Below are 24147 nucleotides of genomic sequence, written 5' to 3' on the forward strand. Positions count from 1 at the left end.
GGTGCGTGAAGGATGCTGACTGGGGGAATCATTCACGGGAAGGTTCCTGTTCGGCGGATGGCGCAGCTTGGGCTGCGACGTGTCCGGGAAACCGTACCCGGCTAATTATGAATGCTGTCGGCCGGGCGCGGGGGGAAGTCCGCGCCTAGCTTGACGGCGGCAGCGGCAGGCTCCAGCCACGGCGCACCGCCATGAAGCGCAGCCAGAAGCACAGCAGCGCGCCCACCAGCATCGACGGGGCGGCGGGCACGCCGAGCTGGTGGCCGATGACCACCGCGCCCGCGCCCGCGGCGGCCGCGACCGCGTAGAGGTCGGAGCGCAGCACGACCGGTGTCTGCGCCACCAGCACGTCGCGCACGATGCCGCCACCGATGCCCGAGAGCATCCCCAGCAGCACCGCCATGATCGGGCTGAGGCCGAAGGCCAGCGCCTTGCTGGCGCCGGACACCGCGAACAACGCCAGGCCCGCGGCGTCGAACATCTGCACCGGGTTCTTGAGCCGCTCGATGTCCCGGCTGCGGAAGAAGGTGACGAGGCCGGCGATGCAGGCCACGGCGAGGTAGTGCCAGCTCTCCAGCGCCGCCGGCGGCGTGGCACCGATCAACACGTCGCGGGTGATGCCGCCGGCCGTGGCCGCGCAGAACGACAGCACCAGCACGCCGAACAGGTCGAGGCGGTGCCGTACCCCCAACGTCGCGCCACTGATCGCGAAGACGAAGGTGCCGACGAGGTCGAGGGAGAGCAGCAGCATCGTCAGGCCGGCCCGAAGGCCAGTGCCACCCATTCGGCCGCGCGGATGCCGTCGACACCGGCCGACAGGATGCCGCCGGCGTAGCCCGCGCCTTCGCCGGCCGGGTACAGGCCGCGTGTATTGAGGCTCTGGCCATCCTCGCCACGGGTGATGCGCACCGGAGAGGAGGTGCGCGTCTCGACCGCGGTCAGGATCGCATCGTCCATCGCGAAACCCGGGATCTTGCGATCGAAGGCGGGCAAGGCCTCGCGCATCGCCGCCAGCGCATAGTCGGGCAGGCAGGCGTCGATCTCGGTGAGGTGCACGGCAGGGGTGTAGGACGGCAGCGCACCGCGGACCTGCGTCGACGGCCGCCGGGCCAGGAAATCGCCGACCAGCTGGCCCGGTGCGTCGTAGGTTGCGCCGCCCGCGACATAGGCGCGCTCCTCCCAATGCCTTTGCAATGCCACGCCGGCCAGCACCGAGCTGTCCGGGAAATCCGCCGGCGTGATGCCGACCACGATCGCGGCGTTCGCATTGCGCTCGTTGCGCGAGTACTGGCTCATGCCATTGGTGACCACGCGGCCCGGCTCGCTGGCCGCGGCCACCACCGTGCCGCCCGGGCACATGCAGAAGCTGTAGACGGTGCGGCCGTTGCTGCAGTGGTGCACCAGCTTGTAGTCGGCCGCTCCCAGCAGCGGATGGCCGGCCTGGGGGCCGAAGCGGGCGGCATCGATGATCGATTGCGGGTGCTCGATGCGGGCGCCGATCGAGAACGGCTTGGGCTCCATGTACACACCGCGACGGTGCAGCATCTCGAACGTGTCGCGCGCGCTGTGTCCCACCGCCAGAACCACGTGGTCGGTGCGGATCACCGCGCCATCGGCCAGCACCACGCCGCGCACCTGCCCGTCGACGATCTCGATGTCGTCGACCCGGCAACCGAAGCGGTACTCGCCGCCCAGCGATTCGACCGTCTCGCGCATGCTTTCGACCATGGACACCAGCCGGTAGGTGCCGATGTGCGGCTTGGCGACGTAGAGGATTTCCTCCGGGGCCCCCGCGCGCACGAACTCCTCGAGCACCTTGCGCCCCAGGTGGCGCGGGTCGCTGATCTGGCTGTAGAGCTTGCCGTCGGAGAACGTGCCGGCGCCGCCCTCGCCGAACTGGACGTTGGACTCCGGATCGAGCCGGCGCTGGCGCCAGAAGCCGAAGGTGTCCTTGGTCCGCTGCCGCACCGCGCGGCCGCGCTCGAGGATGATCGGCTTGTAGCCCATCTGCGCCAGCAGCAGGGCGGCGAACAGGCCGCAGGACCGGTGCCGATCACGACCGGGCGTTGCGGCAGGGTCGAAGGCGCCCTCGCCACCAGCCGGTAGGTCGTGTCCGGTGTCGGGCCCAGCTTGATGCGCGAGACCGGCGAAGCCCGGCGGCGTCCGCGCCCGCCACGATGGCCCGGTCCGCGCGAGGCATTGTCGCTGCCGTCTTCTCCGGCAGCATCGTGCGCCAGAAGCTCCGTTTCGCGCGGCGTATCCACGTCGACGGCATAGATCAGCTTGATCGCACCGCGCTTGCGCGCGTCGTAGCTGCGCTTGGCCACGCTGAAGCCGCGCAGGTCGGCGGCTGTGATGCCCAGCCGCTTGAGAATCGCCGCTTCCAATGCTTCGGGGGCGTGGTCGAGCGGCAGCTGGATGTCGGTGAGTCGGAGCATGGGGCGCGTTCCCGGTGGGGCGCCATTCTAGCCCAGCCCCCGCGTCCCACCCGGTGCGACACGGCCCGATACGAGGTTCAGTTTCCGGCCGGGGCTGCCGCGGCTCCGCCGAAGTCGGGACCCTGCACGTCTTCCCGGCCCCAGCCGCGGTCCTCGTCGCGCGCGGTGATCCACCACTGGTGCGCACTGATCCGCAGCGGACCCCGGACGCGCTCGTCGAAGCGCGAGGGAAACACGTACGGGCCGACGCGGTCGTAGGCCAGGAACGTCGTGTCCACGTGCGCGCCCTGGGTGGTCTCGAAGCCATTGAGGGTCAGGTGGACCCGGAACAGCAGGTCGGTCCCGGGGTGGATCCACAGCACCACCTGGTCCTCGTCGGCTTCGCCGAAGCCGGGCCGAAGGGTCGCGAGGACGCGGCGGTAGTCCACGCCGCCCTCGCGGGCGTCGGCCAGGCGCACCATGCGCTGGGCGCGCCACTTCACCAGCGATGGACCGAAGTGGAACAGCTGAAACGCGTCGGTGGTCATCGCCGTGGCTCGCAACTTCGCCGGGTCGGTCTCGCGCTCGCCGTTGTAGAAGACTTCGATCGAGTCCGGCGTGCGCACGACATGCTTGCTGCCTTCCGGGCCCTGGTGGCGCACCACGTAGAGCTGTTCGCCGGGACGAAAGCGCTCCTCGGCGGTGATCCGGTAACCGGCGTCGGTGACCACTGGCTGGATGCGCTGGATCAGCGACTGCCACTCCCCGGCCATCGCCAGGTTGAAGTCGCCGGGCGCTTCGGCAAGGTCGCCGCCATGCGCGGCCAGGGAGCGCTCGAACACGGCGTGGGCGTCGAGCCCGTCTTCGAACACCAGCCCCGGCTGTGCGGTGGGAAACGTGCCCGCACATCCGGCCAGCAGGACGGTGGCGAACAGGGGCATGGCCAGGCGCAGGATCGGGTTCATGCTGCACAGCAGGCCACGGGCCAGGTGTTGCCCCGGTGAAATCGGGGCCCGCGGGTGCATACTCGCGCAGGCGGCCGCCGCGCCGCCTTCCATTCACGTCCCGAGGAACGCGATGAACATTGCCCTGACCCCGCTGCTGGCCCTGCTTGCCGGCATCCTGATCCTCATCATGCCCCGCCTGCTGGCCTACATCGTCGCGATCTACCTGATCATCATCGGGCTGGTCGGCCTGTTCGGTGGTGCGATGAACCTCACCATCTAGCCGGCGGCCACCCGCCTGCGTAGCGCCGCGGTGCTGCGCGGGCGGGCGGTGGCGTGATGGGCGCACATGCAGGCATCCTCCGGGGTCGGGTGTCGCGCCGCGAAAGGACCAGCAAGGTGTCAGCAGTCATATCGATCCAGGGCCTGGAGAAGACCTATGCCGGCGGCTTCCAGGCGCTCAAGGGCGTGGACCTGGAGATCCGGCGCGGCGAGATCTTCGCGCTGCTGGGACCCAACGGGGCCGGCAAGACGACGCTGATCGGCGTGGTATGCGGCATCGTTAGGCCTACCGGCGGGCGGGTGCTGGCCGATGGCCATGACGTGGTCCGCGACTACCGCGCGGCGCGCGAAAAGATCGGGCTGGTGCCGCAGGAGCTTTCCACCGACGCGTTCGAAACCGTCTGGGCCACGGTGCGCTTCAGCCGTGGCCTTTTTGGCAAGCCGCCGAACCCGCAGTACCTCGAGCAACTGCTCAAGGACCTCTCGCTGTGGGACAAGCGCAACAGCAAGATCATGCAGCTTTCCGGCGGCATGAAGCGCCGGGTGCTGATCGCGAAGGCGCTGGCCCACGAGCCCGACATCCTGTTCCTCGACGAGCCGACCGCCGGCGTGGACGTCGAGCTGCGCCGCGACATGTGGCGCATGGTGGGCGGGCTGCGCGAGCGCGGGGTGACGATCATCCTGACCACGCACTACATCGAGGAGGCCGAGCAGATGGCCGACCGCATCGGGGTGATCAACCATGGCCGGCTGCTGCTGGTGGAGGACACCGCGACCCTGATGCGCAAGCTCGGTTCCAAGCAGCTGCGACTGGCCCTGCACGAACCGCTCGACGTGCTGCCTCCCGCCTTGGCCGACCTGCCGCTGGTCCTCGACGACCAGGGCAACACGCTGGTCTACACCTACGACGCCCAGGCCGATCGCAGCGGCATCGCCACGCTGCTGCGGCGATTGCAGGACGAGGGCGTGTGCTTCGGGGACATCAACTCGCGCGAGTCCTCGCTCGAGGAGATCTTCGTGGACCTGGTGAGGGCGCCGGAATGAACCTGCACGCGATCCGCGCGATCTACCGTTTCGAGATGAGCCGCACCTTCCGTACGCTGGGCGAGAGCCTGGCCGCGCCCGTGCTGACCACGTCGCTGTACTTCATCGTCTTCGGCGCGGCGATCGGCTCGCGCATGGGCGACATCGACGGGGTGAGCTACGGCGCCTTCATCATCCCGGGCCTGATCATGCTCTCGCTGCTCAACGAGAGCATCTCCAACGCCTCGTTCGGAATCTACATGCCGAAATGGTCGGGCACGATCTACGAGCTGCTTTCCGCGCCGGTGTCGTTCGTCGAAGTCGTGGCCGGTTACGTGGGGGCGGCGGTGTCGAAATCGCTGATGATCGGCGTACTGATCCTGATCACCGCGCGTTTCTTCGTGCCCTACGGCATCGAGCACCCGCTGTGGATGCTGTTCTTCCTCGTGCTCACCGCCACCAGCTTCAGCCTGTTCGGGTTCCTGATCGGACTGTGGGCGGACGACTTCCAGAAGCTGCAGGTGATCCCGCTGATGATCATCACCCCGTTGACCTTCCTGGGCGGGGCGTTCTATTCGATCGAGATGCTCCCGCCGTTCTGGCAGACCGCCTCGCTGTTCAATCCGGTGGTCTACCTGATCAGCGGCATGCGCTGGAGCTTCTATGGCGTGTCCGACGTGAACGTCGTGGTCAGCGCGGCGATGATTCTGTGCTTCCTGGCCGCCTGCCTGGCGGCGGTCTGGTGGATCTTCCGGACCGGCTGGCGCCTGCGCAGCTGAAGCCGCTGCGCCGCGCGACCCGGGTTTGTCACGTTGGGTGGTTCCTCCGCGTCGTGGGCGGCGGCGCGACCGACGGGTGTCCACCGTTGTCCGGGGGGCGCCCCGGACAGCGCCGCGGACAGCCCGGATGGCGGCCGCAGGGCCTGGACGCGCCCGGGGCGCGACGTTTTTCGATTGGCAGGCATCTTGCTTTAGGACGGTAACCCACACGAGTCGCCTGCGGCCCGCCCACCGGGCCGGTAGCCACGGAGAACCCCCATGTTCAGCCTGCCGCTTTCGATCCTGCTCATCCTCGTACAGGCGGTCTTCTGCAATGGCCTCGGCTGCGAGGCGGCCACAACGCCGCAAGAGGCTCCGGCCGCAAGCCACGCCATGTCCACCGCGGAGGTCGCGCCTTCGCAGCGCTACACCCTGGCCGACCTCGGTCGGGCTGCCATCGACATGGCGTTCTCCGGCGTGGTCGAGATCGGCGAAGGTCCCGTTGCCGCGCTGCCGCCGCCCGTGGCGTGCTGAATCTCCAGGGCGTTCGCGTTCGCGGAACATACGGTCGCCTAAGCTCGGGCTTCCACCCGATGCACGGAGACTGGCATGAAGAAGCACGGATCGGCGGTATGGAAGGGCGGCATCAAGGATGGCGGAGGCACGATCTCCACCGAGACCGGCGTGCTCGACGCGGCCCCGTACGGTTTCAAGGCGCGCTTCGAGGATGGCCCGGGGACCAATCCCGAGGAACTCATCGGCGCAGCGCACGCGGGCTGCTTCTCGATGGCCTTCTCGCTGATCCTCGGTGAGGCCGGCTTCACGCCCGAGCGAATCACGACACGGGCGACGGTGACCCTGGAAAAGGCCGGCGAGGGGTTCGAGATTCCTTCGGTGCACCTGGACGTGGGTGCCAGGGTGCCCGGGGTCTCGAAGGAGGTGTTCCAGGAACTCGCCACCAAGGCGAAGGAGGGATGTCCGGTGTCGAAGGTGCTGCGCGCCGACATCACGATGGACGCCCGCCTGGAAGATTGATCCCTGCGGCGGTGTCCCGCGCATTCCCCTGTCCATGGCCGTTCACCTTGGGCTGGTGTTGGTTGGGGCATAAAGTCCCTACCAAGGATGCGAAGGAGGTCGTCATGGAATCGAGTCGAGTGCGGACAACCCGGAACCGCGCGGGCGTCGCGGGATTGGCCGCGACCGCGTCGCTGGTCCTTGCCGCCTGCGGCACCACCGCACCGCGCGTCGTCACCGATGCGGCGGCGCGCGCGCCGGAATGCCGGACGGTGGCCTGGGCGCCCGCGGACGAGCGCCCCTTGACGATGGTCGACCAGCAGGTGCGCGACCTCCTGCTGGACACCATGCAGGGCAAGGGCTACGCCCTTGGGGCCGACGGCGCGGATTGCCTCGTCTACCACCGCTTCGGTACCGGCCAGGCCGTCCCGCGCAGCGGCCCGAGCGTGGGCCTGGGCGCGGTGGCGGGTCGAGGCGTGTCGGCGGCGGCGTCGGGCTGAGCTTCCCGATGGGCGGCGGCACGCGCACCGGCGCGCAGCTGGTGGTCGATGTCGTCGACGCCTCGCGCAACGAGCAGGTCTGGGGAGGCACGGCCGACCTGACCCTGGCCGGCCAGCAACCGACCCAGGCGGAACTGGCCGATGCCGTGTCGCGCCTGCTGTACCAGTTCCCCGACCGGCGCTGAGCGCACCGGGGCACATCCGTGGACGGTGCGTTCAGGGCGCGCCGACTAGCTTGGACAATTCCCCCCGCAAGGAATCGCGACGCATGAAGATCCATCTCAATACGGACAACCACATTTCCGCCAGCGAAGGCCTCAGCGAGCGCGCCGATCGCGTCGTCGGCGGTGCGCTGGAGCGCTTCGCCGACCGACTTACCCGGGTCGAGGCCCACATCAGCGATGTGAATTCGCACAAGACCGGCGACGGCGTCGACAAGCGCTGTGTGCTGGAGGCACGCGTCGCCGGCCACCAGCCCGTTGCGGTGACCGAGGATGCCGAAACCGTCGAGCAGGCCTTGTCCGGCGCCGCCCAGAAGCTCAAGCGAGCCCTGGATTCAATGTTCGGCAAGCTCGACCGCCGCCCGGAAAAGGCGCCGGTTCTGCCCGAGGCCGCAATGCCTCCGGAAGACTGATACCGCTTGCTGGCCCGTTCGTGGCGGCCGTCGCGGTCGCCACGACCATCGCCGCGGCGATCGCCGGCGGCATGTACAAAACCCTCCTTGGACTGAATGGGTCACGCTCCGTAGCGCGGGCATGACTTTCGGCCTATGGTGTTTTTGTTCTGGTGTTGTAGTCTACCAGCACACCAGCCCACAGGAACACCGACATGAACGCCCTCTTCATTGCTTCCCGCTTCGCCTCCGCCACTCTGGTCGACCTGCCCCTGAAGGCGCCGTACCTGCAGTCCAGTGCGATCGGCCAGGCGTCCGCGCAGGCCTTGCCTGCCCGACGCAACCGTTACTCCCAGCGCTCCTTCGGCGTCGCTACGGCCGCAGCCAGGGTTATGCCAAGGCGCGCTCCTACCTCGGCACCCCGAGCCTGTCGCGCTACCGCTGAATCCTCCCCATGGCGGGCTGGCCGGTGCATCTTCCGTCCACCCCGGGTCCGTCGGACCGATCCCCGCCCGACGCGGCCCGGTGGTGGACACCGCTTCGGCCCGCGGTCCAGAATCATCCCTGGGCCGATGGCAGCCCCCGATCGGGACAGCCGCATGGGCACGGAGGGTGATCGATGAACGCAAGCGCGATCCCGGACCAGCGCCTGCCATGGCGCGACGGCAAGCGCCACGCCTGGCTGCTCTCGTTGCTGGTGCCCGCGCTCGTCGGTGCCGGGCCGCTGGCCTGGCTGTGGCTTGGGCACGACCTGGTGCTCTGGGCACCCCTGGTCCTGGTCTACGTCCTTCTCCCCCTGCTGGATGCGCTGGTCGGCGAGGACCGGTCGAACCCGCCTGAATCCGCGGTCGCCGGGCTGGAGTCCGACCCCTACTACCGCCGCATCACCTGGGCGCTTGTGCCGATGCTCTGGGCGGCCGTCATCTTTGCCGCCTGGTTTGCAACCACGCAGCCGCTGCCCTGGCACGGCCTGCTCGCCGTGGTCCTGTCCACCGGGGTCGTCGGCGGCTTCTGCATCAACGTCGGGCACGAGCTTGGGCACAAGCGTTCGCCGTTCGAGACGTGGCTGGCCCGACTGATCCTGGCTCCCACCGCCTACGGCCACTTCCGGGTCGAGCACAACCGCGGGCATCACCGCGACGTCGCGACGCCGGCCGACCCGGCGTCCTCACGCATGGGCGAATCGATCTACAGGTTCATGTGCCGCGAGATCCCGGGTGCGTGGCGGCGCGCGTGGGCCCTGGAGCGCGAGCGGCTTGCGGCCCGCGGCCGTCCTGCGTGGCATCCGGACAACGAGATCGTGCTCACCGGCATGATCACGCTGGTCCTGTGGACTGCACTGGTGGCCTGGCTGGGGCCGCCGGTGCTGCTGTTCCTTGTCGCCGCATCGTTCTGGGCCAACTTCCAGCTCACCTCGGCGAACTACATCGAGCACTACGGCTTGCTGCGGCGCATCCTGCCCGACGGTCGCCGCGAACCCTGCGGGCCGCAGCATTCCTGGAACAGCAACCACCTGGTGTCCAACCTGGCCCTGTTCCAGTTGCAGCGCCACGCCGACCATCACGCGCATGCGACCCGCCGCTTCCAATCGCTGCGGCACTTCGACAGTGCGCCGCAACTGCCCGCGGGCTACTTCGGCATGTTCCTCCTCGCCTACGTGCCACCCCTGTGGTTCCGGGTGATGGACCCACGCGTGGTGGCCCAGGTCGGGCGTGACGGGCGATGCATCAACATCGACCCTGCCCGACGGTCGCGACTGCTTTCCAGGCACGGACTGGCGATGGACGGGGAGGGTTCACCAAGCTGAACCCAGTCCGCGGGGTCCGCGACGGATCCGGCGCCAGGGGCGCGTTTGTTTCCATGGGTGCCAGGCAGGCATCGTGGAAGAGGAACCGCCCATGAAGCACTTCGTATTCGCTGCCATCATCGGCACGCTGGCCTTCGTGCCCGCCGTGGCCGATGCCCAGTCGTACCGGGACGGTTCGCGCGGTCATACCCAGGACCAGCGCCATGACCGGGGGCGGGACTACAGCCGCGTCCAGCATCGCGGCAACACCCGCGCCCATCCGGCCCAGAACCGCGGCCACAACCGCAGCCACAACCACAACCGGGGCCACAACCGGGGCCACAACCGGGGCCAGTATCGCGGCCACAACCGCGCGATCGTGCATCGAGCGCCCCAGCACCATTACCGTCCGGCACCGAGGACCGTCACGCGGGTGGTCTACGCGCCGGCGCGTCCGGCCTACCACCACAACGCACGCTGGCAGCGCGGCCAGTACCTGCCGCCCCAGTATCGTGGTGGCGACTACTACGTCGACCACCGCCACCATCGCTTCGCGCCGCCGCCTCCGGGCCATCGGTACGTGCGCATCGACGGTGATGCGGTCCTGATCGGCGTGGCGACCGGCCTGATCACCGCCGTGCTGGCGGGAGCCTTCCACTAACCCGGGGGAGTCGGGGCGGGCCGGGCAGGGTGGGGCGCTAGAATGGCGCCTGCACCCTGGCCCGGCCCACTTTCTTCTTGGCGATCGCCACCTCCGACATCGATGCCCTTGTCGCCAGCCTGATGCTCCCGTTCGACGAGGGCAGGCTGGCTTGGCCGCGTGCGGGCCGGGTGCTGGTGCTCAATGCCCGCTTGTCGCCGGCGCTGGGGCAGGCACCGGTCGAGCGCTTGGCCTGCCAGCAGGACTTCCGACCCTTCTTCGATGCCCTCGACCGTGCCGGCTTCAGTGTCGGCGAGTCCGAGCCAACCGGGCGGTTCGAGCGCGTCCTGGTCATGCCGGTCCGCCAGCGCGACCAGTTGCGCGCCAGCTACGCGCGGGCCCTGGGCTGCCTGTCGCCGGGGGGGCGTCGTGCTCGGCGTGGCGGCCAACGACCAGGGCGCGCGTTCGGCCCAGGCGGACCTCACGGCGCTCGCAGGCCCGTTGTCGAGCCTGAGCAAGAACCGCTGCCGTGTGTTCTGGAGCGCGCCACTCGAGGGTGCCGGGAACACCCAGCAGGCGCAGGACTGGATCGATGCGGCTGCGCCGCGTCCGATCCTCGATGGCCGGTTCGTCTCGCGGCCGGGCCTGTTCGCCTGGGACCGCATCGATCCGGCCTCGGCGCTGCTGGCCGAGCACATCGATCCCGACTGGCGCGGGCGTGCGGCCGACCTTGGGGGAGGGTGGGGTTACCTGTCATCGCAGCTGCTCGCACGCTGCCCCGGCATCACTGCGCTGGACCTGTTCGAGGCGCAGGCCCAGGCCCTGCCCCTGGCCCGCCTGAACCTGGGCGCGCATGCCGATCGGGTGACGCTGGGCCTGCACTGGCACGACGTCACCCGCGGACTGGCGCAGCGTTACGATGTGGTCGTGACCAACCCCCCGTTCCATGCCCAGGGCAGGGCGGATGACCCGGCGCTGGGCCAGGCCTTCATCGCCGCGGCCACCCAGGCGATGGCACCCGGAGGAAAGCTGTTGCTGGTGGCGAACCGCCATCTGCCCTACGAGGCAGCATTGCAGCGCGGCTTCGGCAAGGTGTCGCTCCTGGCCCAGCGGGACGGATTCAAGCTGTTCCTCGCGACCGCGCCGCGTTAGCGGCGCCCTGTTGGAACGATGTACGCCAATCGCAGTCTCATGATCGACGCCCGGATTCCCTGCAGGTAAAGCCATGCCCCCGCGCCGCCCCGCCAAACCCGCCCGCCACAGCCTGTGGCCCGTCCTTCTCGCCGCCGCCCTCATTGCACTCGGCGCGCTGGCCTGGTGGATGTACCAGCGCGACGCGCTTCCGCCGGGGACGGATCCCGCGCCCGTCGGGGATGCCGTGGCGCCGTGGCGCGGGGACGACACCGCGCCGCGCTATCCGATCGGCGTGCAGGACCCGGACGACCCGGATGCCGTCGTCGACCTGCCCGGGCTGGGCGACTCCGACGCCGCATTCCTGGACGCGCTGGCGCAGCTGCTCGAGCGCACGCAGCTGGAAAGCCTGGTCGTGCCCGAGTTCATCATCCAGCGCGTGGTGGCCAGCGTGGACAACCTGCCGCGGCGCAGCCTGCCCGCCCGGATGCATCCGGTGCGACCCACGCCCGGTGCATTCGAACCGGAGGCCGGAGAGCCACTGCGACTCGGCACCGGCAACCACGCGCGGTATGCGGCGCGTCTGTCGCAGCTGGAGTCGGTCGGCGTCGGCCCGCTGGTGGATCTGTACGAACGCTGGTATCCGCGCTTCGACCAGGCCTATCGCGAGCTGGGCTACCCCGAAGCGCACTTCAACGACCGCCTCGTCGAGGTGATCGACCATCTCCTCGAGGCACCGGAGCCCGGCGGGGAGCTCGAGCTGGTGCGCACCGAGCGCGGTTATGCCTTCGCCGACCCGGCGCTGGAAGCGGCCTCCGTGGGGCATCGGGCGATGTTCCGCATCGGCCCCGAGAACGCTGGTCGCCTCAAGGCCTGGTTGCGCGAATTGCGATCAGAGGTGACCAGCCGCGCGGCCGTCGGCGCGGGTGCGCGCCGGTGAAGCTGCTGCGACTCATCGCCAACCTTGGCTACGGGAGCCGCAAGCAGGTGCAGGCGATGTTCCGCGAGGGACGCATCACCGACAGCGATGGCGACGTGCTCTACGCCGATGACCCGGCCCGGCACGAGGGGGTGCAGGTCGACGGCGAGCCGCTGGATCCGCCGATCGGGATGCTTGTGATGTTGTACAAGCCGGTGGGCTACACCTGCTCGACCAAGGACCAGGGCCGTCTGGTGTACGACCTGCTTCCACCGCGCTTCCGCCTGCGCAACCCGGTGCTTTCCACTGTGGGCCGGCTGGACCGCGAGACGTCCGGACTGCTGCTGTTGACCGATGACGGCCAGCTCCTGCACCGGATCATTTCGCCGCGTTCCAACCTCGGCAAGGTCTACGACGCCACGCTGGCGCGTGAGCTCACCGGGACGGAGGCGGCGGCATTCGCCAGCGGCGAACTGATGCTGGAGTCCGAAACCACCCCGCTCAAGCCCGCGGTGCTGGAGGTGACGGGTCCGCGGCAGGCGCGGGTGGTGCTGACCGAGGGCCGCTACCACCAGGTGCGGCGGATGTTCGCCGCCCTCGGCAACCACGTCGAATCGTTGCACCGCAGCCAGGTCGGTGGCCTCGGGCTGCAGGGGCTGGAGCCCGGCGAGTGGCGCCTGGCGGACGCGGCCGACCAGGCCCTGCTGTTCGGCGTCCAGGCGCCGGCGTCGAACTAGTCGCGGAAGTTGTCGAACTGCAGCGGCAGTTCGACCTCGCTCTGCCTGAGCAGCGCCATCGCGGTCTGCAGGTCGTCGCGCTTCTTGCCGTTGACGCGGATCTTGTCGCCGTTGATCTGCGCCTCGACCTTGAGCTTGGCGGCCTTGAGTTCGGCGATCAGCTTCTTCGCCGTGGCCTGCTCGATGCCCTGCTTGACGGTGATCTTCTGCTTCGCCCCGGCCACGTTGCTCTCCACTTCGCCGGCATCGAGGCAGCGCATGTCGATGCTGCGTGCGGCCAGCCGCCCGCGCAGGATGTCGAGCATCTGCTGCAACTGGAACTCGCTCGGTGCGGATTGGGTGATGACGAAGCCGTCGAGCTCGAAGCTCGCCTCGACGTTCTTGAAGTCGAACCGGGTCGACAGTTCGCGGTTGGCCTGGTCCACGGCGTTGGTCAGCTCGTGCTTGTCGACTTCGGAAACCACGTCGAAGGAGGGCATGGGGCGGATCCTGTGGGCAATCGAGGCGGAAAGGTTAGCCCAGCCGGGCACCGGTGCGCGACTCAGTCGTCCCCGCCGCGCAGCACGCGGCGCAGCCCGCCTTGGCCGAGTTCGCGCAGGCGCGCCTGGTTGCGCCCGATGATCGCATCCGGGTCCGGGTAGGCGGCCACGGCGCGGTCGATGCTGTCCTCGCGCAGCAGGTGCAGCATCGGGAACGGCGAGCGGTTGGTATGGTTCTCGATGTCCTCGGGCAGGCTGTCGGCGAACCGGTAGTCGGGGTGGAAGCTGGCCACCTGGATCACGCCCTCCAGGTCGAGCTCGACCAGCGCGGCATCGGCGATGTCGAGGAAGTCGTTGTAGTCGAGGAAATCCTGGAGCACGTGCGGATGGACCAGCAGGGTCGTTTCCAGGACCTCGGCGGGCGTATCGCGCAGTCTTGCCAGTTCGCCGGCCAGGTCGCCCAGCAATGCCTCGGCGCTGGCCGCCTCGCTGAGTGCGTAGCGCACCTGTCCGCGGACTTGAACGGCTTTGGCGAACGGGCACAGGTTCAGGCCGATCACGACGCGCTCCACCCAGTGCCGGGTCAGGGTGATCGGGTCTTCATTGGAAGGGGCTTCCATGGTCTTCACTCCTGTGCGGCTCGACCCATTGTCACCCACGCCGGTGCGCGTGCCGATGGTTGGGGTTTCCCCGGTGAAGCGCTTGGTCGACACTCGGGGATTGAATCCACGCCTGCAACGGAGCCCGAGATGTCCCGAACCTCCACCCTCAGCCTGGCGGTCACGTTGTCCCTGGCCCTGTGTGCGCCATGGGCGACCCTCGCCGCGGGTGCCCCACAAGGACAGCGCAGCAGCGATTCCTCCGTCGAAGCCCGCAGTCCGGCCAGCCAGGCCCTGCACGCGCTGTTCGAGGCCGATTTCGAACGCTCGCTGCAGGAGAACCCCCTGTTGGCGACGGCCCTGGGCGACCCCCGCTACAACGACCGCTTGCCCGAACTCGGCCCGCAGGCGCGCGAACGCCAGCAGCAGGCGGTGCGCGATTCCCTGGCGAGGCTCGAGGCGATCGACCGCGGTGCACTGGGTGCGGCCGACCAGCTCAATTACGACATCTACCTGACCCTGCTCGAGGAGCAGGTCGAACGCGCCGCGTACCGCACCGACCTGATGCCGATATCGCAACGTGGTGGCGTGCACACGATGGGCGATTCCTGGCGCCAGTCCTGGCGGCCGGGCACGCTCAAGGACCACCAGGACTGGATCGCGCGGCTCAATGCATACGGCGACTACGTCGACGGCACGATCGCGTTGATGCGCGAAGGCATCGACAGCGGCTGGGTGTCGTCGCGCGCGATCATGCAGCGCGTGCCGCCGCAGCTGGCTGCACAGATCGTCGACGACCCGACCCGGAGCGCGTTCTACGCTCCGTTCCGCGACATTCCCGGCAGCGTGCCCGCCGACCAGCACGAGACCCTGCAGGCACAGGCCCGCGAGGCGATGGTCGAGGTGGTTCTGCCCGCCCTGCGGCGCCTCCAGGTGTTCTTCAACGAGGAATACCTTCCGGCCACGCGCGAGTCGGTGGCGGCCAGCGAGCTTCCCGCCGGGCCGGCGTTCTACGATTTCCTCGCCCGACGCTTCACCACGACCGAACTCAGTGCCGCCCGGATCCACCGCATCGGCCTGGAAGAGGTGGCCCGGATACGCGCCGACATGGAGCGCATCCGCGAGGAGGTGGGCTTCGAGGGCGACCTGCAGGCGTTCTTCCACTACCTGCGCACCGATCCGAAGTTCTACTACGACAGCCCCGAGGCGCTGCTGGAGGGCTACCAGGCGATGACCCGGCGCATCGATCCGGAACTGGTCAAGGTGTTCACCCACTTCCCGCGCATGCCCTATGGCGTGGTGCCGATTCCAGAGGCGACCGCGCCGGACACCACCACCGCCTACTACAGCCGACCCGCGGCCGACGGCAGCCGCGCCGGCCAGTACTACGTCAACCTGTACCGGCCCGAGACGAGGCCGAAGTGGGAGATGATGGCGCTGTCGCTGCACGAGGGTGTTCCCGGCCACCACTTCCAGATCGCGCTGTCGCAGGAAATGCCCGGCCAGCCGATGTTCCGGCGCATGTCGCCGTTCACCGCCTTCGTCGAGGGCTGGGGCCTGTACGCCGAGCGCCTGGGCTACGACATGGGCCTCTACGACGACCCCTACGACCGCATGGGGCAGTTGACCTACGACATGTGGCGCGCGGTGCGGCTGGTGGTCGACACCGGCCTCCACGCCAAGGGCTGGAGCCGGCAACAGGCGATCGACTACTTCGCCGAGAACGCCCCGAAGTCCGAGCACGACATCACAAACGAGATCGATCGCTACATCGGCAACCCGGGCCAGGCGCTGGCCTACAAGATCGGCCAGCTGCGCCTGAGCGCCCTGCGCGAACGCGCCGAGCAGCGGCTGGGGGAGGAGTTCGACCTGCGGGTGTTCCACGACCGCCTGCTGGCCGATGGTGCGTTGCCGCTGTCGGTGCTCGAGCAGCGCGTGGACGCGTGGATCGAGCAGCAGGCGGCCGCGCGCTGATGGCAGGGCCCGGCCGGGTCGAGTTCCGGGAGGCCGTGGATGCCGATCTTCCCGGCATCCTCTCGTTGCTGGCCGACGATGCCGTGGCGCTTGCCCGGGGCGGATACGCCGCAGGGGCGACCCCACAGGTGGTCGAGGCGTTTGCCGCGATCCAGCGCGACCCGAACAACCTGCTGCTGGTCGGCGAGCAGGGTGGCGACGTGGTCGCGGTGCTGCAGATGACGCTGATCCCGGGCTTGAGTCGCGGCGGCATGCGTCGTGCGCTGGTCGAAGCGGTTCGGGTCCGGCAGGATCTGCGCAGTTTCGGGATCGGCGCGGCACTGATGCAACACGCGATCGTTCGCGCCCGCCAGGAGGGCTGCGGACTGATGCAGCTGACCTCGGACAAGCAGCGCACCCGGGCACACGATTTCTACGTCCGCCTGGGTTTCGTCGCCAGCCACGAGGGCATGAAGCTGGCGCTGGACTGAGTCAGAAGACCGACAACCCGGTGAGCTGGGTGAAGCGGTCGAGTGCAATGCCGCCCGCCAGCGAGTTGCCCTTGGAGTCCAGCCCCGGGGACCACACCGAAATCGCGGCGACGTGGGGAATCACTCCGACGATGCCCCCGCCGACGCCGGATTTCGCCGGCAAGCCGACGTGGAAGGCGAAGTCGCCGGCGGCGTCGTAGGTGCCGCAGGTCAGCATCAGCGCGTTGATCCGCTTGGCCCGCTCCGGGTTGATGACCTGGCAGTCCGAGTGCCGGCACTGGCCGCGGTTGGCCAGGTACAGGAAGCTGCGGGCGAGGTCGGCGCAGTGCATGCGCAGCGAGCAGTGGTGGTAGTACACGTCGAGCACGTCTTCGACGGCGCTGTCGATGTTGTCGAAGCTGCGCATGAAGTGCACCAGGGCCGCATTGCGGTGTCCATGCTCGGCCTCGGATTTCTTGACTTCCGGGTCGGACTCGATCGAATCGTCGCCCGCCCGCGCACGCACGAAGTCCAGCATCGCCTGCTTCGGATCGTCGAAGTGCTTCGCCAGCACGTCGGCCACGACCAATGCACCGGCATTGATGAACGGATTGCGCGGTATGCCGTTCTCGTGCTCGAGCTGCACCAGCGAGTTGAAGCTGTTTCCCGACGGCTCGCGGCCACAGCGCTTCCACAGGTCGGCGCCGATGCAGTCCAGTGCCATCGTCAGCGAATAGACCTTGGAGATGCTCTGGATCGAGAAATAGTCCTCGGCGTCCCCGACCGTGTACACGTCGCCGTCGAGCATCGCGAGCGCCATGCCGAACTTCGATTTCGGCACCTCGGCCAGGGCTGGGATGTAGTCGGCCACCTCGCCCTTGTCCAGGTGCTCCTGCACCTCCTCGTGGATCTGCTCGAGGATGGCCGGGAAATCGTATTCCTCGACCTTGCTGTCGTTGGTGGGTGGTGTGTCCATGCGGGGTCGGGCATCCGGATGCGAAGGGGAACGCGCAGCCTATCGTGCCACTGCGTCGGCCGTTGCGAGGACGCGGACGCTGAACGCGTCCCGACCGGTGCGTCGCGACGTCATGCTGCGTTTACACCACGGTCCCAGCCAGCGGCTAGGCTGCCATGCAGGAAGTTTTTCCAGCATGCAAGGAACGCCATGTCCGTCGATCCCCGCCAACTTCGGCGCCCTCCTGGGCGCTCGCCCGCCCACCCGGTCCGCGGGCCCTACCCTGGACGGGTGGGCGCCGTGCCGCGGGCGCCCCGCCCCAGGCAGGCCTTCCTCGACCACGTCGACGACGAATCCTTCCCCTGCGTCGGCGCGAAGGCGTCGCGCGCGCGCGACGGCATGGAGGTGCACGAGTTCACCGACCTGGGCAGTCCCGCGGACGACCGGCGGCTGTGGCTGCGCCTGCGCCGCTTCGGCACGAGCGTGGATTCGGCCGGAGCCGAGGACCCGACCCTGCGCTCGCTCGCCGCGGTTTTCGCCGGTCCGGTGCCGAGGACCGAACACCAGTTCGAGCAACTGCTGTGGGCGCAACTGGCGCGCCTGCACCGCCTCGACCGCGACGCCGGCCAGGCCTGGGCCGGCGACGTGTCCAGCGACCCGGCCGATCCGCGATTCAGCTTCAGCCTTGGTGGCCATCCCTTCTTCATCATAGGACTGCATCCGTCGGCGTCGCGGCGCGCACGGCGCTGTCCCTACCCGGCACTGGTGTTCAATTCCCACCGGCAGTTCGAGCAACTGCGCGCCGATGGCCGCTACGCGAAGATGCAGGCGGCCACGCGCCGCCGCGACCGCGCGCTGCAGGGTGCGATCAATCCCAACCTGGCGGACTTCGGCACCGCTTCGGAGGCCAGGCAGTACAGTGGACGACGCGTCGAGCCCAACTGGCGCTGTCCGTTCCGGAAAGGGGATTGAAGATGTCGGGAACCACGCAACGCATCGCGCCGTGTTCGGCACGCGCGTTCGAACTCGAGCCCGGGGACGAGCTGGTGGTGGTGGATCCCGAGGGGCAGCAGGTCGCGGACCTGGTGGCGTTCGCCCGGCCCGGCCTCGTGGAGTACCTCTCCTCCGGACGCTCGATCGACTATGCGTCGCGCCTGTGGCTCAGCACCGGCGACGTGCTGTACTCCAACCGCAGCCAGCCGATGTTCGAAATCCTGGACGACACCTGTGGACGGCACGATTTCACGCTGACCCCCTGCTCCAGGGACACCTTCTCGATCATCTACGGTGAAACCGAGCCCCGCCCCGGCTGCGAGGGCAATCTCGCCAATGCACTGGCCCCCTGGGGCCTGGACGTGGACCGCATCCCGATCGCCTTCAACGTGTTCATGCACGTCGCGGTCGACGCGAAGACAGGGGTGATCTCGGTGGAACCGCCATTGAGCCGGGCCGGCGACCATGTCCGCCTGCGTGCGCTGATGCCCCTGCTGGTCGGCCTGACGGCATGCTCGGCCGGGCAGTCCAACAATTTCCGCTACAAGCCGATCGACTTCCGCGTCGAACGCGCGGATGCCTGAGCGGCTCATTCCAGCTCGCTGAACAGGTTCTCCTGCACCGGCAGGTCGGGGTCGTCGAAGCCTGCCAGGCCGACGCCCACCAGTCGGAAGCGGGTACTGTCCGGCAGCGTGACGCGTGCGCGCAGGTCCAGCGCGACGCGTACCAGTTCGTCCTGGTTGGCCACCGGCCTGGGCAGGCTCTGGCTGCGGGTGAGGGTCTGGAACTGCGCCGTCTTGAGCTTGAGCACGACGGTCCGGGCGCCACGGCCGCCCCTTCGGTAAGCCGCCCAGGTCTTCTCGGCCAAGGCCTGGATCGGTTGGGCCAACGCCGCCAGCGGCAGGTCGCTGGCGAACGTGTCTTCCGAGGACACCGACTTCACCGGCCGATGCGGGCGCACCTCGCTGCGGTCGACGCCGTGGGAGAGTTCATCAGCCTCAGCCCGTAGCGACCGAAGTGCCGCTCGAGCTCGACCAGCTCGCGACGGGCCAGGTCGCCCGCGGTGCGGATACCCAGGGCGTGCAGGCGCGACTCCATGACCCGGCCCACGCCGTGGATCTTTCCTACCGGCAAGGGTTCCAGGAACGCACGCACCTGGTGGGGCCGGATGACGTGGATGCCGTCGGGCTTGTTCCAGTCCGAGGCGATCTTGGCAAGGAACTTGGCCGGCGCCACGCCGGCGGAGGCGGTCAGTGCGGTCGTCTCGCGGATGCGCGCGCGGATCGATTCGGCCACTGCGGTCGCGCTGGGCAGGTCGAGCAGGTTCGTCGTGACGTCGAGATAGGCTTCATCCAGCGAGAGCGGCTCCACCAGTTCGGCATGCTGGTGGAAGATCTCGCGCACCTGCCTGGACACGGTGCGGTAGCGGTTGAAGTCCGGTGGCACGAAGACCGCGTCCGGACACAGTCGTTCCGCACGCAGCGCCGGCATGGCCGAACGGATGCCGAAGCGACGCGCTTCGTAGCTGGCGGCGCATACCACCGAGCGCGCCCCGCGCCAGGCCACCACGACGGGGCGTCCGCGCAGCGCGGGATCGTCGCGCTGCTCGACGACGCGTAGAACGCGTCCATGTCGATGTGCAGGATCTTGCGGACCGGGTCGTCGGGCATGCCGCCATCGTAAGTCCTCGGGCCGCAGGGGCGTCGCGCATAGGGCGCCGGGCTTGCATCCCGGCGAGGCAGTGCCCACGTTGGAGCGCGAGATGATCGAAACCGGTTTTCCGCCACTGGCGCGCCCCGACGCGCGCATCCTCGTGCTGGGCTCCATGCCTGGCCGCCGCTCGCTCGACGAGGCCCGCTACTACGCCCATCCACGCAATCTGTTCTGGCCGTTCATGGCCCGGGTCGCGGGCTTCGATCCCGGGCTCGGCCATGAGGCGCGCGTGGAGGCACTGCTCAGGGCCGGTGTCGCGTTGTGGGACGTGCTGGCGGCCTGCGAGCGCCCCGGCAGCCTGGACACGGCGATCCGCCGGGCGAGCGAGCGGCCCAACGCGATCGGCGAACTGCTCCATGCCCATCCCGGCATCACGCTGGTGGCGTGCAATGGCGGCAAGGCCCTGCAATTGTTCCAGCGCCATGTCCGGCCGACGCTGGCGGACGCCCTGAAGGCACGCATCGAGATCCTCGGGCTGCCCTCGACCAGCCCCGCGAACGCCTCGATTCCCCTGGCCGAGCGCGAGCGCGCATGGATGCGGCTCTCGTCCTACCTGCGCTGAGGGCGTGGATCAGGCCGGATCGGCCTCGATGACCTCGACCGGGTCTCCCAGTTGCACGCGGCCCCGGCCCCGCGCGATCAGCAGCACGCCGAAGTCGACGCCCTTGGCTGATCGCCGGTACGTCGACAGGGTTCGCAGCGGTTCGCCATCGGCGTCCCTGCGGCCAGTGAGCGGATCGACCGTGGTGAACGCACAGCGCGTGCAGGGCTGGGCCACCTCGAACTCGATGCCGGCGATGCGCAGCCGCCGCCAGCGGTCCTCGGCATGCGCCTTGAGGTTGCCCACGACGATGTTGGGCCGGAACCGGGTGATGGCCATGTGGCGGCCGATGCGTTCGCCCAGGTCATGGACGGCGCGGGCGCTGAGCAACAGCAGTGGAAAGCCGTCGGCGAAACTGACCTCGTCGCCGGGCTTGCCGTACTTGGCATTCACGGGCCGCACCGCGTCCGCGTCCATGTGGACCAGGTCCACGGGCTGGCCGAGGAAGTCGGAAAGCCAGGAGGAGGCTTCGGGTCCTGCCACCGGTGCCCGCACCCGGTCGCCCCACACCTCCACCTCCCGGTGCATTGCACCCGCATCGGGCTCGGCGACGTGCAGGGGTGGCTTTCCCGGCGCCTCCAGCTGCAGCCCTCCCGGTACCGGCCGCGCACGCAACAGCACCATCTGCGGCCGGGTCCGTCCGGTCACGAACTTGCCGGAGTCGTCGACGACCATCCAGCGCCGGTCGTGGGCGGGGCCGCGCGCCTGGATGTCCAGCGCCCCCAGGGGCAGGGATGCGGCGGACTTCAGCGGATGGACGTAGAGATGGGTGACCAGCATGGAGCCTCCTGTGCCGCCCATTGTGCCCCGGCGCCACGCCGCTGGCAGCGCCGGCACGTCCGCAGCCTCCGGCATGTCCCACGGTCGACTCCCGGGTTAGCATCCGCGACTGGTTCTATTTTCAGGTCACACGCCCATGACGACCCACACACGCGCCGTCCTGCCGGGATTCGCGGCCACGTCCGGTCGCCGACTCCCCTGGCTGCTGCTCGCCTGTGCCTTCACGTTGCCCGGTTGCTCGGACGAGGGTGGGTCGCAAGCCCCGGCGGATCCGGCAGGCAGCAGCGCGGTCGTGGCGGAAATGAAGCGCTTCCCCTCACCGCCGGCCTCGCGCTCCCTGGGCATCATGGACGATCCGGTCGCGGCGCTGAGCCTGCCCACCGGCCCGACGGACGCGGAGGGAGGCGTCCCGGTCCAGCGCGTGGAGGGACGGGTGTTCCGGCGCGTGTCGTTGATGTCCACCGGTTCGCAGATCAACGCACTCGCCAGCCACTACCGGGAGCGCTTCGAAGAAGGCGGCTACACGATCGTGTTCGAGTGCGAGGGGGCTGATGGCTGTGGTGGCACGCGTTTCGTCACCGAGGTCATCGAAGACTACGTGACCGCCCCCGACAACGTGTCGCGCTCGCGCTCGGTGATCACGCTGACGCAGCCGACAAGTGGCGAGCTGCGGCACTTCAGCGTCGCGCGCAACCACGAGGGCGTGGCCGAGCACATCGCAATCACGTTGACCCGCTCGGAGAAGGGGCCGCTGGTGGTGGTGACGCAGCAGGCATTCTCGCCGGTCTCCGGCGACTGATCCGGATCAAGGGAGCCCGTGGCACCGGCAACCACAATGGTTGCACTGGCGTTTCGTTGGAGCTGCGCGGGTGGAGGATCTCGGGAGATGGCCATGGTGATCCGGGTGGTGCTTGCCATCGCCGCCGCGATGGCGACGGGGGCCGCCCCGGCCGCGAACGCGCCGTGGCGGCTGAGCGGGGACGTGCGCGTGGGCACCTTGCATTCGGAGCGGGTCGCGCGCGATGGCGCGGGTTCCAGCGACGATGAGCTGCGCAGCCGCATACGCCTGGCCGCGGATGTCGCGATGGGGGAGCGCTGGAACTTCCGGGCGCGTGCCGCCAGCCGGCCCAGCAGCGCACAGGACGGCATGCGCGCCTACGTGCGCGGTCCTGCCCCGGAGTCGGGCGGCGCGGCCGCAGGCGACACGACGCTCGATGAGTTCTATTTCGAGCGGGGCAGGGGCGAAGGCCAATGGTGGCTTCGCGCAGGCCGTTTCCAGAGCCGCTTCGACCTGCAGGGGGTGGCCGCCAAGAGCCTCGACCGCAACGACAGCCCGAACATGGACGTTAACTGGACCGACGGTCTCCATGTCCGTTACGACGGGCTGCCCGGTTGGCGCGTGCACGGCGTGCTCGAGCGCAATGCGTCGCGCTTTCCGTCATCGGTGCGTCGCCCGCCACTGGATTTCAGCCGGAATCCGGCCGGACCCGGGGTATTCCTCGGGCTGGAGGCCGCGCAGCGCGCCGGCCCGGTGGTGCAGCGCATGGTGTCGGTGACCTGGTTGCCCGACGCGCTCGCCATCCAGGGCCTGACATCCCCGGCTCGAAGCGATTACATCGCGATCACCGCACGGGCCGCCGTGGCGTTCCTGGAGTCCGGGTCGGGGCGCAGGATACTGCTCGGCGGCGAGATCGGTCAGGCGCCAAAGACGCCCTACCGGTCCGCCCTGGGGCTGGATGGGGGCGGGCGCGTCGGCGGCAAGGCCTGGCAGGCGGCGTTGAGCTTCGAGCAGTTCCGACCGGGGCATTCGCTGGGCGTGGTGCTGGGGCGGGCGCAGGCGGGCTGGCTGCTGTCGCCGGACTTCCGCAACAACGATCGCCTGGCGGAGTTGCGCTACCAGTGGCGCTTGAACAGTGACTGGTCGATCGAGGCGCGGGTGCGTGAACGCGAGGAACTCCACGTGCCGGCATCGGCCCTGCGCCCGCGGCGCGACCGTGATGCCTACCTGCGACTCAGCGGTCGCTTCACGGGGCCCTAGGCAAAGAGCTTCACGCCGTCGGCGGCGACAGGGCTTGAAACCCGGGGCCCACGCCCCGAAACTTGAGGATTGAAAACCCTTGGATTCAGGAGAGTGACCCGATGAACCAGACGAACACGGCCGTCAGGACCGTTTCCGGTGTGCCCGTCAGCCGGGTGGTCCGCAATGCCTACATCCTGTTGGCGATGGTCATGGGCACTGCCGCGGTCGGCGCCGGTGTCGGGCTGGCCATGAACATCGGCTGGAGCCTGGGCATGTGGCTGCTGCTGATGGTGGTCTTCATCGGCGGTCCGTTCGCTATCAACAAGGCCAAGGGCAGCCAGGCGGCGATCGGCCTGACCTTCGCCTGGGCCGCACTGGTGGGCTTCCTGCTCAGCCCGCTGGTGTCGCTGTATGCGTCGATGCCGGGCGGCAACATGATCGTGGTCAACGCGCTGGCCACCACCGCCGTGCTGTTCGGCGCGCTGTCGGCCTACGCCATCACCTCGCGTCGCGACTTCAGCTTCATGGGCGGCTTCCTCTTCGCCGGCCTCGTCGTGGTGCTGCTGGCCATCGTCGCCAACCTGTTCCTGCAGATGCCGGCGCTGTCGCTGGCCATCTCCTCGGTGGCGGTCATGTTGATGTGCGGCATGATCCTGTTCGAGACCAGCCGCCTGGTCAACGATGGCCAGGCCAGCTCGGTGATGATCGTGGTGTCGCTGTTCTCCAGCATCACCGTGCTCTTCCTGCACCTGCTCAACCTGTTCACGCTGTTGACGGGCAACGACTGACGCGGCCAATCCGGCGTCGGCTGGAATAGCAA

The 24147-nt window shown here is 68.9% G+C and carries 26 protein-coding genes and 3 pseudogenes; 21 read left to right on the forward strand and 8 right to left on the reverse strand.

Going from position 1 to position 24147, the window contains the following annotated elements:
- Positions 1–145: 145 nt before the first annotated feature.
- The 3 genes and pseudogenes from FU658_RS03550 to FU658_RS03560 all read right to left on the reverse strand — a co-directional run bounded on the left by FU658_RS03550 (position 146) and on the right by FU658_RS03560 (position 3382).
- A complete protein-coding gene (locus FU658_RS03550) occupies positions 146–757 on the reverse strand; it encodes a trimeric intracellular cation channel family protein (RefSeq protein ID WP_425477578.1) in 612 nt (203 codons plus the stop codon).
- A pseudogene (locus FU658_RS03555) lies at positions 754–2438 on the reverse strand (NAD(P)/FAD-dependent oxidoreductase). The gene FU658_RS03550 and the pseudogene FU658_RS03555 overlap by 4 nt, the downstream one beginning before the upstream one ends.
- 77 nt (positions 2439–2515) lie before the next feature.
- Positions 2516–3382, reverse strand: a complete 867-nt coding sequence (locus tag FU658_RS03560) for a hypothetical protein (RefSeq protein ID WP_187265893.1) — start codon at positions 3380–3382, stop codon at positions 2516–2518.
- Positions 3383–3494: 112 nt separating this feature from the next.
- Here FU658_RS03560 and FU658_RS03565 point away from each other — a divergent pair, with 112 nt between their 5' ends.
- The 13 genes and pseudogenes from FU658_RS03565 (at position 3495) to FU658_RS03625 (ending at position 12764) form a co-directional block, all read left to right on the forward strand.
- Positions 3495–3644: a DUF3096 domain-containing protein gene (locus FU658_RS03565; RefSeq protein ID WP_147890832.1), complete on the forward strand. Its 150-nt coding sequence runs from the start codon at positions 3495–3497 to the stop codon at positions 3642–3644.
- Positions 3645–3760: 116 nt separating this feature from the next.
- Positions 3761–4687, forward strand: coding sequence for an ABC transporter ATP-binding protein (locus tag FU658_RS03570; RefSeq protein WP_147890833.1), 927 nt, complete (start codon positions 3761–3763; stop codon positions 4685–4687).
- Positions 4684–5445, forward strand: a complete 762-nt coding sequence (locus tag FU658_RS03575) for an ABC transporter permease (protein WP_147890834.1) — start codon at positions 4684–4686, stop codon at positions 5443–5445. Before FU658_RS03570 ends, FU658_RS03575 begins: the two co-directional genes overlap by 4 nt.
- A gap of 258 nt (positions 5446–5703) precedes the next feature.
- Complete coding sequence (locus FU658_RS03580; RefSeq protein WP_147890835.1) at positions 5704–5958, forward strand: hypothetical protein; 255 nt, start codon at positions 5704–5706, stop codon at positions 5956–5958.
- A 75-nt stretch (positions 5959–6033) separates the two neighbouring features.
- Positions 6034–6459 carry an OsmC family protein gene (locus FU658_RS03585; RefSeq protein ID WP_147890836.1) on the forward strand — a complete coding sequence of 142 codons (426 nt, stop codon included), beginning with the start codon at positions 6034–6036 and terminating at the stop codon, positions 6457–6459.
- 104 nt (positions 6460–6563) lie between these two features.
- Positions 6564–6938 (forward strand): hypothetical protein, encoded by a 375-nt coding sequence (locus FU658_RS03590; protein ID WP_147890837.1) that lies wholly within the window; start codon positions 6564–6566, stop codon positions 6936–6938.
- The gene (locus FU658_RS16150; RefSeq protein WP_484476957.1) at positions 6827–7123 is read left to right on the forward strand and encodes a DUF4136 domain-containing protein; all 297 of its coding nucleotides are present in this window, start codon (positions 6827–6829) and stop codon (positions 7121–7123) included. Before FU658_RS03590 ends, FU658_RS16150 begins: the two co-directional genes overlap by 112 nt.
- Before the next feature lie 83 nt (positions 7124–7206).
- Positions 7207–7572 carry an HPF/RaiA family ribosome-associated protein gene (locus FU658_RS03600; protein WP_147890839.1) on the forward strand — a complete coding sequence of 122 codons (366 nt, stop codon included), beginning with the start codon at positions 7207–7209 and terminating at the stop codon, positions 7570–7572.
- Positions 7573–8170: 598 nt separating this feature from the next.
- A complete protein-coding gene (locus FU658_RS03605; RefSeq protein WP_147890840.1) occupies positions 8171–9358 on the forward strand; it encodes an alkane 1-monooxygenase in 1188 nt (395 codons plus the stop codon).
- Between the two features lie 91 nt (positions 9359–9449).
- The gene (locus tag FU658_RS14680; RefSeq protein WP_147890841.1) at positions 9450–9998 is read left to right on the forward strand and encodes an RcnB family protein; all 549 of its coding nucleotides are present in this window, start codon (positions 9450–9452) and stop codon (positions 9996–9998) included.
- A 122-nt stretch (positions 9999–10120) separates the two neighbouring features.
- Positions 10121–11129: pseudogene (locus FU658_RS03615) on the forward strand (class I SAM-dependent methyltransferase).
- A gap of 73 nt (positions 11130–11202) precedes the next feature.
- Positions 11203–12048, forward strand: coding sequence for a DUF3014 domain-containing protein (locus FU658_RS03620; RefSeq protein ID WP_147890842.1), 846 nt, complete (start codon positions 11203–11205; stop codon positions 12046–12048).
- Positions 12045–12764, forward strand: coding sequence for a pseudouridine synthase (locus tag FU658_RS03625; RefSeq protein ID WP_147890843.1), 720 nt, complete (start codon positions 12045–12047; stop codon positions 12762–12764). Before FU658_RS03620 ends, FU658_RS03625 begins: the two co-directional genes overlap by 4 nt.
- On the opposite strand, the gene FU658_RS03630 is transcribed toward FU658_RS03625, so the two are convergent.
- Both FU658_RS03630 and FU658_RS03635 read right to left on the reverse strand, forming a co-directional pair.
- Positions 12761–13243 carry a YajQ family cyclic di-GMP-binding protein gene (locus tag FU658_RS03630; protein WP_147890844.1) on the reverse strand — a complete coding sequence of 161 codons (483 nt, stop codon included), beginning with the start codon at positions 13241–13243 and terminating at the stop codon, positions 12761–12763. The genes FU658_RS03625 and FU658_RS03630 overlap by 4 nt on opposite strands.
- Positions 13244–13305: 62 nt before the next feature.
- Positions 13306–13863: a DUF1415 domain-containing protein gene (locus FU658_RS03635; RefSeq protein ID WP_147890845.1), complete on the reverse strand. Its 558-nt coding sequence runs from the start codon at positions 13861–13863 to the stop codon at positions 13306–13308.
- A 129-nt stretch (positions 13864–13992) separates the two neighbouring features.
- On the opposite strand from FU658_RS03635, the gene FU658_RS03640 reads away from it, so the two are divergent.
- Both FU658_RS03640 and FU658_RS03645 read left to right on the forward strand, forming a co-directional pair.
- Positions 13993–15816, forward strand: coding sequence for a DUF885 domain-containing protein (locus FU658_RS03640; RefSeq protein WP_147890846.1), 1824 nt, complete (start codon positions 13993–13995; stop codon positions 15814–15816).
- On the forward strand, positions 15816–16286 hold the full coding sequence (locus FU658_RS03645) for a GNAT family N-acetyltransferase (protein WP_147890847.1): 471 nt from the start codon (positions 15816–15818) through the stop codon (positions 16284–16286). The genes FU658_RS03640 and FU658_RS03645 overlap by 1 nt, the downstream gene beginning before the upstream one ends.
- 1 nt (position 16287) lies before the next feature.
- Here the strand turns inward: FU658_RS03645 and FU658_RS03650 are convergent, their stop codons facing one another.
- Positions 16288–17241 (reverse strand): glutaminase, encoded by a 954-nt coding sequence (locus FU658_RS03650; protein ID WP_147890848.1) that lies wholly within the window; start codon positions 17239–17241, stop codon positions 16288–16290.
- Between the two features lie 279 nt (positions 17242–17520).
- On the opposite strand from FU658_RS03650, the gene gntA reads away from it, so the two are divergent.
- Positions 17521–18192, forward strand: coding sequence for a guanitoxin biosynthesis heme-dependent pre-guanitoxin N-hydroxylase GntA (gene gntA, locus FU658_RS03655; protein WP_255505390.1), 672 nt, complete (start codon positions 17521–17523; stop codon positions 18190–18192).
- Positions 18193–18194: 2 nt separating this feature from the next.
- Positions 18195–18797 (forward strand): DUF1989 domain-containing protein, encoded by a 603-nt coding sequence (locus FU658_RS03660; RefSeq protein ID WP_147891080.1) that lies wholly within the window; start codon positions 18195–18197, stop codon positions 18795–18797.
- Positions 18798–18802: 5 nt separating this feature from the next.
- Here the strand turns inward: FU658_RS03660 and dinB are convergent.
- A pseudogene (gene dinB, locus FU658_RS03665) lies at positions 18803–19883 on the reverse strand (DNA polymerase IV).
- 92 nt (positions 19884–19975) lie between these two features.
- On the opposite strand from dinB, the gene FU658_RS03670 reads away from it, so the two are divergent.
- Complete coding sequence (locus FU658_RS03670) at positions 19976–20488, forward strand: DNA-deoxyinosine glycosylase (protein WP_147890850.1); 513 nt, start codon at positions 19976–19978, stop codon at positions 20486–20488.
- A 9-nt stretch (positions 20489–20497) separates the two neighbouring features.
- Here the strand turns inward: FU658_RS03670 and FU658_RS03675 are convergent, their stop codons facing one another.
- Positions 20498–21307 carry an MOSC domain-containing protein gene (locus FU658_RS03675; protein WP_147890851.1) on the reverse strand — a complete coding sequence of 270 codons (810 nt, stop codon included), beginning with the start codon at positions 21305–21307 and terminating at the stop codon, positions 20498–20500.
- 136 nt (positions 21308–21443) lie between these two features.
- Between FU658_RS03675 and FU658_RS03680 the strand changes: the two genes are divergently transcribed.
- From FU658_RS03680 to FU658_RS03690, 3 genes are all read left to right on the forward strand, one after another.
- Positions 21444–22106, forward strand: coding sequence for a hypothetical protein (locus FU658_RS03680; RefSeq protein ID WP_147890852.1), 663 nt, complete (start codon positions 21444–21446; stop codon positions 22104–22106).
- 87 nt (positions 22107–22193) lie between these two features.
- A complete protein-coding gene (locus FU658_RS03685; protein ID WP_147890853.1) occupies positions 22194–23345 on the forward strand; it encodes a hypothetical protein in 1152 nt (383 codons plus the stop codon).
- A 101-nt stretch (positions 23346–23446) separates the two neighbouring features.
- Positions 23447–24115 (forward strand): Bax inhibitor-1 family protein, encoded by a 669-nt coding sequence (locus FU658_RS03690; protein WP_147890854.1) that lies wholly within the window; start codon positions 23447–23449, stop codon positions 24113–24115.
- Positions 24116–24147: the final 32 nt, after the last annotated feature.

It is taken from the genome of Alkalisalibacterium limincola (genome assembly GCF_008017755.1).
GTDB lineage: Bacteria > Pseudomonadota > Gammaproteobacteria > Xanthomonadales > Xanthomonadaceae > Alkalisalibacterium > Alkalisalibacterium limincola.

Coding starts and splice junctions, on each gene's coding strand:
- FU658_RS03560 (WP_187265893.1), bottom strand. CDS start 3,382: ATGAACCCGATCCTGCGCCTGGCCATGCCCCTGTTCGCCACCGTCCTG.
- FU658_RS03565 (WP_147890832.1), top strand. CDS start 3,495: ATGAACATTGCCCTGACCCCGCTGCTGGCCCTGCTTGCCGGCATCCTG.
- FU658_RS03575 (WP_147890834.1), top strand. CDS start 4,684: ATGAACCTGCACGCGATCCGCGCGATCTACCGTTTCGAGATGAGCCGC.
- FU658_RS03580 (WP_147890835.1), top strand. CDS start 5,704: ATGTTCAGCCTGCCGCTTTCGATCCTGCTCATCCTCGTACAGGCGGTC.
- FU658_RS03585 (WP_147890836.1), top strand. CDS start 6,034: ATGAAGAAGCACGGATCGGCGGTATGGAAGGGCGGCATCAAGGATGGC.
- FU658_RS03590 (WP_147890837.1), top strand. CDS start 6,564: ATGGAATCGAGTCGAGTGCGGACAACCCGGAACCGCGCGGGCGTCGCG.
- FU658_RS03600 (WP_147890839.1), top strand. CDS start 7,207: ATGAAGATCCATCTCAATACGGACAACCACATTTCCGCCAGCGAAGGC.
- FU658_RS03605 (WP_147890840.1), top strand. CDS start 8,171: ATGAACGCAAGCGCGATCCCGGACCAGCGCCTGCCATGGCGCGACGGC.
- FU658_RS14680 (WP_147890841.1), top strand. CDS start 9,450: ATGAAGCACTTCGTATTCGCTGCCATCATCGGCACGCTGGCCTTCGTG.
- FU658_RS03620 (WP_147890842.1), top strand. CDS start 11,203: ATGCCCCCGCGCCGCCCCGCCAAACCCGCCCGCCACAGCCTGTGGCCC.
- FU658_RS03630 (WP_147890844.1), bottom strand. CDS start 13,243: ATGCCCTCCTTCGACGTGGTTTCCGAAGTCGACAAGCACGAGCTGACC.
- FU658_RS03635 (WP_147890845.1), bottom strand. CDS start 13,863: ATGGAAGCCCCTTCCAATGAAGACCCGATCACCCTGACCCGGCACTGG.
- FU658_RS03640 (WP_147890846.1), top strand. CDS start 13,993: ATGTCCCGAACCTCCACCCTCAGCCTGGCGGTCACGTTGTCCCTGGCC.
- FU658_RS03645 (WP_147890847.1), top strand. CDS start 15,816: ATGGCAGGGCCCGGCCGGGTCGAGTTCCGGGAGGCCGTGGATGCCGAT.
- FU658_RS03650 (WP_147890848.1), bottom strand. CDS start 17,241: ATGGACACACCACCCACCAACGACAGCAAGGTCGAGGAATACGATTTC.
- FU658_RS03660 (WP_147891080.1), top strand. CDS start 18,195: ATGTCGGGAACCACGCAACGCATCGCGCCGTGTTCGGCACGCGCGTTC.
- FU658_RS03670 (WP_147890850.1), top strand. CDS start 19,976: ATGATCGAAACCGGTTTTCCGCCACTGGCGCGCCCCGACGCGCGCATC.
- FU658_RS03675 (WP_147890851.1), bottom strand. CDS start 21,307: ATGCTGGTCACCCATCTCTACGTCCATCCGCTGAAGTCCGCCGCATCC.
- FU658_RS03680 (WP_147890852.1), top strand. CDS start 21,444: ATGACGACCCACACACGCGCCGTCCTGCCGGGATTCGCGGCCACGTCC.
- FU658_RS03685 (WP_147890853.1), top strand. CDS start 22,194: ATGGCCATGGTGATCCGGGTGGTGCTTGCCATCGCCGCCGCGATGGCG.
- FU658_RS03690 (WP_147890854.1), top strand. CDS start 23,447: ATGAACCAGACGAACACGGCCGTCAGGACCGTTTCCGGTGTGCCCGTC.